This is a genomic window from Novipirellula sp., from assembly GCF_041583735.1.
GTDB lineage: Bacteria > Planctomycetota > Planctomycetia > Pirellulales > Pirellulaceae > Novipirellula.
This window is the reverse complement of record NZ_JBFHFD010000473.1, coordinates 1-6,693: the sequence shown is the minus strand read 5'-3', so window position 1 is coordinate 6,693 and position 6,693 is coordinate 1. Positions and strand designations below refer to the sequence as shown.

At 54.1% G+C, this 6,693-nt stretch carries 7 protein-coding genes and 1 riboswitch; of the genes, 2 read left to right on the top strand and 5 right to left on the bottom strand.

What is annotated here, in order from left to right; genetic code table 11:
* A partial coding sequence (locus tag ABX962_RS26095) for a DUF1559 domain-containing protein (RefSeq protein WP_372723748.1) occupies positions 1 to 240 on the bottom strand: 240 nt, incomplete at its 3' end.
* Positions 241 to 813: 573 nt separating this feature from the next.
* On the opposite strand from ABX962_RS26095, the gene ABX962_RS26090 reads away from it, so the two are divergent.
* A complete protein-coding gene (locus ABX962_RS26090) occupies positions 814 to 1,245 on the top strand; it encodes a hypothetical protein (RefSeq protein ID WP_372723746.1) in 432 nt (143 codons plus the stop codon).
* Positions 1,246 to 1,408: 163 nt separating this feature from the next.
* On the opposite strand, the gene ABX962_RS26085 is transcribed toward ABX962_RS26090, so the two are convergent.
* From ABX962_RS26085 to ABX962_RS26075, 3 genes are all read right to left on the bottom strand, one after another.
* Positions 1,409 to 1,825: a TadE/TadG family type IV pilus assembly protein gene (locus ABX962_RS26085; RefSeq protein WP_372723744.1), complete on the bottom strand. Its 417-nt coding sequence runs from the start codon at positions 1,823 to 1,825 to the stop codon at positions 1,409 to 1,411.
* A 33-nt stretch (positions 1,826 to 1,858) separates the two neighbouring features.
* A complete protein-coding gene (locus ABX962_RS26080) occupies positions 1,859 to 3,019 on the bottom strand; it encodes a pilus assembly protein TadG-related protein (protein ID WP_372723742.1) in 1,161 nt (386 codons plus the stop codon).
* A gap of 26 nt (positions 3,020 to 3,045) precedes the next feature.
* Positions 3,046 to 3,121, bottom strand: a riboswitch (cyclic di-GMP riboswitch).
* Positions 3,122 to 3,352: 231 nt separating this feature from the next.
* A complete protein-coding gene (locus ABX962_RS26075) occupies positions 3,353 to 3,721 on the bottom strand; it encodes a hypothetical protein (RefSeq protein ID WP_372723740.1) in 369 nt (122 codons plus the stop codon).
* Positions 3,722 to 4,187: 466 nt separating this feature from the next.
* Between ABX962_RS26075 and ABX962_RS26070 the strand changes: the two genes are divergently transcribed.
* Positions 4,188 to 4,604 (top strand): cytidine deaminase, encoded by a 417-nt coding sequence (locus ABX962_RS26070; protein ID WP_339946865.1) that lies wholly within the window; start codon positions 4,188 to 4,190, stop codon positions 4,602 to 4,604.
* A gap of 7 nt (positions 4,605 to 4,611) precedes the next feature.
* Here ABX962_RS26070 and ABX962_RS26065 read toward each other — a convergent pair.
* Positions 4,612 to 6,693: efflux RND transporter periplasmic adaptor subunit (locus ABX962_RS26065; protein WP_372723738.1), on the bottom strand; the 2,082-nt coding region annotated here is incomplete at its 5' end.

Genomic DNA, 6,693 nt, shown 5'->3' with positions numbered 1-6,693 from the left:
CTTCTGACCGCCCCCCGTTCCTGTCCCTGAACCGTGCGTTGGAATTTGGTTATAGGCGGAGTGATAGTTGTGAATCGCCAACCCAATCTGCTTGAAATTATTGCTACATGACATCCGCCGCGCGGCTTCACGGGCCGCTTGGACGGCCGGCAAAAGCAAGCCGACAAGCACGCCGATAATCGCGATCACGACGAGCAGTTCTACCAACGTGAACCCTCGCTTAACTGATACTTTGTTCATAAACACCCTTTCTGTAGATAAGCCATAACCCTAAAAATCATGCCACATCAAACCTCGTCGGTTTGTTGGACCGAACGTCTTCGATATCGTCGACGTCCACATCACTATGCATCATGCAAGGGACCAGGACGACCGATTTTTGCGACACCCGATTATTAAATTGCGACAATCCGCGTCACAAAAAGGGGGACAGTCCGGTTTCTAACGTTTTCGGCTATCCCGGAATCCCCGAAAGTGACCCAGCAGAGATGCGATGTCCCGGACATTTACCGGGTACGAGAACGCAGCACACTCACCACGCAGCGGGCAGGGTGAGTCGTCGACTGCGGCCCCACTGCCCGAATCGGGTGCTCGTTCGCGGCATTCCAACTACCGAATTGCGACACTGTGAGTTCGCGTTCCCGAATCATCCCTAAGCTTAGGCCGCATCCAATGGGTCACTTGACTAGGAGGGGGTTACCATCACGCCGCGACCATCACTTCAGTGAACAAAGACGTTTTCAGGACGGAGATTAACGGATCTCGCGACACTGCGAGACCAATACCGTTATCGCGTGAAACCAGAAAGCAACCGTGAACGATCCACCGCAGGATTTGGCGGTGAGCGACATTGATGGGACCGCAACGACTTTGGGTGGAAAGTCGCTTGGCATCGATCTGTACTCGACGGCCACTTCGGATACGTCGCAAATTGAAGTCGAATCAATCGCCTGGGCTGGCGCCAGCGTGCATCGCAGCAAACTGGTTGACGTCGATGGCGACGGAAGACTCGATCTCGTGTTGAAATTTCGGTTACAAGACACTGATTTACCGACGCAATACACCGAGGCTTTACGGGCAGATCAAGAAAACAGCGTTCAGCAGCTTGAAATCGAACTAACCGGAAACACCCTCGATGGCACCGACTTTTCCTCTCTGGTAGGCAGTCACCGCGGAAACGACGGGCAAGAAATTGCGGGATTTACGTCGTTCGTTCTAGCAATTGAACGAGTGTTAATGAGCTAGCGGCACTCGAGAGAAGCTAGCTCTGGTGGTGCCGTCCGAGAGCTGGGAAAGTGACCCCAAACGGGCTCAATGTCCGTTCATCTGTCTTCGTCGTGCCGCTCGACGTCACCCAGCTCCGATCGCCGTTGCGTCTTGCCGATTTTCGGACCGAGCGCAGCCGACGCTATTCGAGTTTTTCCGATTTCATGGTCGTGGCTGCTCGCAGATAGTCATTGTAAATAAACGGAGGCATCCAGCTGACATCAGAAAACTTCACCGCGATGCTGACCGTGATTTCCTCGCGACTTCTCGCCTTCGAAGGATCAGGAGAGACGACAACATCATCCGCTCCGCTCTTCACGGAGCATCCCTTTAGATAGTCTTTGACAACCTTCTCGACGTTTGATTGCGTTGCACCATCGACCGCGGCGGCGCGAGCGCCTTCACGGCTTGCGTTGACCAAAATCTGTTGGACCATGATGGCACGTCCGAATTCGATAATGCCAAAAACCAACAGCAAGAATACCGGAACAACAAGCGCAAACTCGACAGCAGCAACTCCTGTCCGGCGGCGCCGCGTTGGTTGGGGGATTGGATTCACGATCAATTCCTGACTTAGTTTGGGCATTCAGTATTAGTTGACGATTCGCGGCGATGAAAAAACGCCCGCGCTCGACTGCAAGCCGTTCCCCTGGATCACCCCTTCGAGCGTCAGCGACGCCGGCTGAACGTTAATCACTTTTTCACCTCCGGTCAGTTTTACCGCCATGATTCGTACCGCAACGAACTTTACGATCTCGAACATGGCGTTATTGCCGTTGCCCCAAACACTACGATAGACCGGGATCACTCGCACTTCGCCAATGATGGATTCGAGATCATCTTTCATTGCTGCGCTTAAGCCTGGGTTTCCCGAAAGATACAGGGTCCCCAATTGATTTAATTCAAGTGAGCCTCCATGAAACTGAAGGTCTGCACGACTAAGCCCGTTACGAATCTGTTTTGAGATATAGGAAGTCGAATTGTTGGTGACACCGATGTTTATCGTCCCCAAATTCCCTGAGCTTCCGGTGTCATTAGGGAATAGTCTCAACTCGGGAATTCCATCCGCCTCGGCGGTGACCTGCCCGGTCTTGGGATCGTAACCCCAGACGTCGTCCTCCGCTTCGTGCGATTGATTCCAATAGTCTTCTTCGATCGTGATGGGAAGCACAGGAGCATTTTTACCAGAGGAAGGTATTTTGAATCCCCTGACATCGCGAACGAGGGCAGCCGTAGCTTCGGCATCCACCTCTTGCTCGCTGCGATTTAGAATCCGACCAAAGAATAGAGGAACGGCCCCATTTTGTGAGTTGGTTCGACGAATCCTTACTTTGACGGCATTGTATTTTGTAGGATCGTCGAATCTTAAGTCTGTTTGCCCCGAACCAAATTCGTAATGACCAATACTCACGTCGACGCTCGGCGCCACCGACGCGACTTGTCCAAGCACGGGATTTGCCGAGGTAAATTCCGAAGCAACGCTACGAGCACGTGTCGTTATTTCATTGATGTCTTGTGAGCTGGCAAACTCGACGACGGCAGCGTGAGCGGTGGCATCCGCCGTCCGCTGTGTTTCCGTTCTTGCGAGAGCTAAATAACCAATGTCGATGGCGAATGCCACCATTCCAAACAAGATCACAATTAAGACGGCCGCCAAGACCGCAATGGCTCCTTTGCGGTGTTGGCGGTTGCTTATTCTTTGAGGTGGTTCTCGTAATTCCGTTGGCGAGTCAATCATTGATGCAGACATCATATTACCGTGGAATGCTCGTCTTCACTGTTGGCGGCCTGGCGACCTCACATGAGGCCCATAGCTTTGCGTACCAATCTCACGACTGGGTTGCCTTTGTCGATGCAATGACGTGTTAGGATAGTTTCGCTATTAAAGAGATAGCTTTACAATCCCCCCGGTGGTTGAGTTATCCTGCGTTGAAACAGCGTGATTCAGATGAAGCTGCGTGCAAAATCAGCAGACTCAGCAAAATCAGAACACGCACTTGCCGATAGACAAGCGTAGAAAGTAGGACCAGCTTCGCTAAACTGGCGACTTGCACAACCGCCATGACCCGCGACGCATTGATCGGCTTTAAGGGTGGTCCACTTCATCACAAATTTGGACCGTGGCCAATCGTGCTTCCAATACCACCAGCTTCTTTCGCAGCGACTCGACTTCCGCTTGGACTTGCACGCGCCGATCGTGGACGGTTTGGGATTCTTCAGCGCTGACGATTCCGTCGGCCTGCAGTCCGAGAAGCCGTCGGTATTCTCCCCGCCGCATCGACTCGATCTGCTTCGCCGTCTGCCACTGCGTTCGCATGCTTTCGGTTGGCGTTTGCCGCTTCGCCACCACGTCACTCACACGAGAACCGCGCACCGGGGGATCTTGGGCGACAAGAATCATCGCCGCGAATAATCCCCCCAGCAGAACGACCACAGGCAGAATGATCGATTTCATCACGGGTCTCCTTCGGCTTGCGAAATGCCGCGAGTTTGATTTACCGGTTGCTTCGACTACGAACGAAGGAGCGTTTTCTTAGGCAAAACCCTTTAAAGTGACGTGAAATCGCAACGCGATGGGGATTCGAATTGGCAATAGCCACTGGCTGGATCGACATCGTGTTCACCGCCGACCGAAAGCGTTCCCCTACGACGTACGCGTTTTTGGGCGAGGCGGTCAGCCGGCATGCTGGGAAGGGCAGCGAACCTGTTCCTAGGCCGGTTGCCCAAGTTGCGATACGAATGGGGTGCTTTGCTTGCTTTACACCCTACAACCGTCTAAAACAGTAGCAGAGTCCAAGGGTTCCAACTTGACCTCGAAGTCAAGCAAAAAGCGACACGATTCTCATCTTCTCCTTGGTCACTCGACCGACATTGCTGCTTTTCACGATTAGACACTCTTCACGATTAAACCGAGCACAACGATGGTGGATCTAAAAACCAAAGAGATTGACCGACTGATTTTGTCCGCCACCACCGCGCGTGATCAGGCGTATGCTCCCCACAGTCACTTTTACGTGGGCGCGGCATTGTTAATGAACGATGGCACCGTTGTGATCGGATGCAATGTCGAGAACGCGAGCTATTCGATGTGTTTGTGTGCCGAACGCGTCGCCGCATCTGCGGCAATCGCAGCGGGATATCGCGAGTGGCGCGCGATTGCGATCGCCAGCGTCGGCGGCGTGGCTCCGTGTGGTGCTTGTCGCCAATTTTTGGCCGAGTTCGGATTAAATCTGCCCGTCATCACGACCGATGTGATCGACGGAAGTTATAAGGTCCGAAACCTCAAACATCTGTTCCCCGAAGCGTTTGATGGATCGAGTTTGCCGCATCACGCTTAATGCGTGGCTATTGCGAACGGCCGAGTCGGCGGAAATCGGTTGCGATGGCGTCGTAGACGCGTGCCAGTACGGGACGATTGTCTCGAATCGTCATACTGCCCAACTGACCGGATCGAACCTCCGCACTTGTGATCGGATCCAACTTGGTGATGCTTTCCAAATAAGGTTGCGTCAATCGCATCTCGCCCGATCCATCCATCGCCGGTTCGACTGCCAAGGGTCCGCCGACACTGCCCGCCAGCGCCGGATGCATCAGCGTGCGGTAGGCGCGTGGACGCAGCGATGCAGGTTTCGCTTCAATGGTCAAACCACCCCGCAAACGTACTCGCGACAACGATTCGCTGCGGCTTGCTAATTGGTACGCATCGACGTCTTGTTCGGGAACGACGGCGAGGAGTTCTTTTTCTTGAGGATCTGAAACACGTAGCAACTCCTGCCCTGCGGATACAAAACGTCCGGGCAACGATTCGACATGGTTACCAACGATGTAACCTGAGCGGCTTGCAATTACGGTCAACTGAGCAATCTGTTCGTCCATCTCGGCAATCTGGCGTCGCAATGCATTGGCGTTTTCCAAGTACGCAGCGGCCTTGGACAATTCCCCTTGCCGCCGAAATTGGATCACTTGCAGTTCAGCGATTTCAAGGTCGTCGGCCTTCTTTTCGCGGCGGATCCTCAGTTCAGGATCCTTCAACCGCATCAACAACACGCCCTGTTCGACGTGTTGGCCGCGGTGCACAAACAACGATTCGACAAAAGCGTCACTTGGCGATCGGGCGATCTGTTCGTCTTGGAATCGAACCACCACAGGAACTCGTCGATCAAACGGCGAAGAGACCGTACCAAGTTGCTGAAACAGCGCGACCAGCAAACTGGCGTAAAACAACATTCGCCGACGATAAAAATTTAGTCCAAACCGTTCGCCCGGCTCGAGCATCCAAATCTTCCACACCCAACGAGTTGCCGGGATCAAAAACCACATCAACACGCCTGCGACGGCCAGCAAGATTCCCAGACCGCGTGCCCACATCGCGACGCCCAACACAAGTCCGCCCATCCAAAAAACTTGGAAAACGACACTACAGGCCGCGTGGATCGATGCAAACCAGACTCGCCATCCCGACAACAATTGACGAGTTTGAGGGATGCCAAAAAACAGCCACTGTAGCGCTGCGCCCAATTGCCGCCGCCCATGCATCCGAAGATTGGGAATTTCGGTCAAATCCGACAACACGTAGTAACCGTCAAGTCGCAGCAGCGGATTGGCGTTGACCAACAGCGTCGCGGGACCGGAGATCAAAAAGAATTGGGCGGTGATATGTTTTGCGTAGCCTTCGGGTAGAAACCACCAAGCCCACGCCGCAACCGCGGCGACCGCCAGTTCGAAGTAGACTCCGCCCAATGCGATTTGAACTCGATTGAATCGGCGACGCAGCTTCCATGCGTCCGTGACATCCACATACGCCAGCGGTGCGAGCAGAAAGAACATGATGCCGACCTGCCCCACGCGCACGCCGTGATGTTTGGCCGCGACCGCATGCCCCGCTTCGTGGATTAGCTTTGCGACAATCCAAATCAAAAACAACACGGGCCATAGCCCCGGATCAAACATCCGCCGCAATTCGGCCGCAAATGCATCGGAGTGTCCATAGACCACACAGAGACCGCTGAAAACAAGCAACATCCAAACCGAAATCCCAATCGGTTCAAACGCAAATCCGAGGAACCGGGTCAACCAAGTCGCGATACGATCCCCGCGAAAGAGGGGAAAACGTTGGCTAATCAACAACGGCAAAAATCGCAGCAGCGTTGCCAACGGTCCTGGAGGTGCGGGTTCGGGCGAGGGGCTGTTTGCGGCCGCGAGAGGATCACTGGCGGCCGATGGGTTCGTCGCCCGTTCGGTATTTTCACTGGCCGTATAACCACTGGCGGTCGCTGCGGTCGCAAGCGGTGCTTCGGTCGCAGCCGATCCTTGCTTGATCACCGCAACATTAGCCTTGACCAATTGTGCGATAAATTTTGCCAAATCTTCGGTCGACCATGCGATTCCTTCACTGCGCAGCGCTTCGAACAATTCGGGAACCCCGCG

Excerpts from the sequence above, each read along its gene's own strand:
- ABX962_RS26080 (WP_372723742.1), bottom strand. The coding sequence starts at position 3,019 with ATGATGTCTGCATCAATGATTGACTCGCCAACGGAATTACGAGAACCA.
- ABX962_RS26075 (WP_372723740.1), bottom strand. The coding sequence starts at position 3,721 with ATGAAATCGATCATTCTGCCTGTGGTCGTTCTGCTGGGGGGATTATTC.
- ABX962_RS26070 (WP_339946865.1), top strand. The coding sequence starts at position 4,188 with ATGGTGGATCTAAAAACCAAAGAGATTGACCGACTGATTTTGTCCGCC.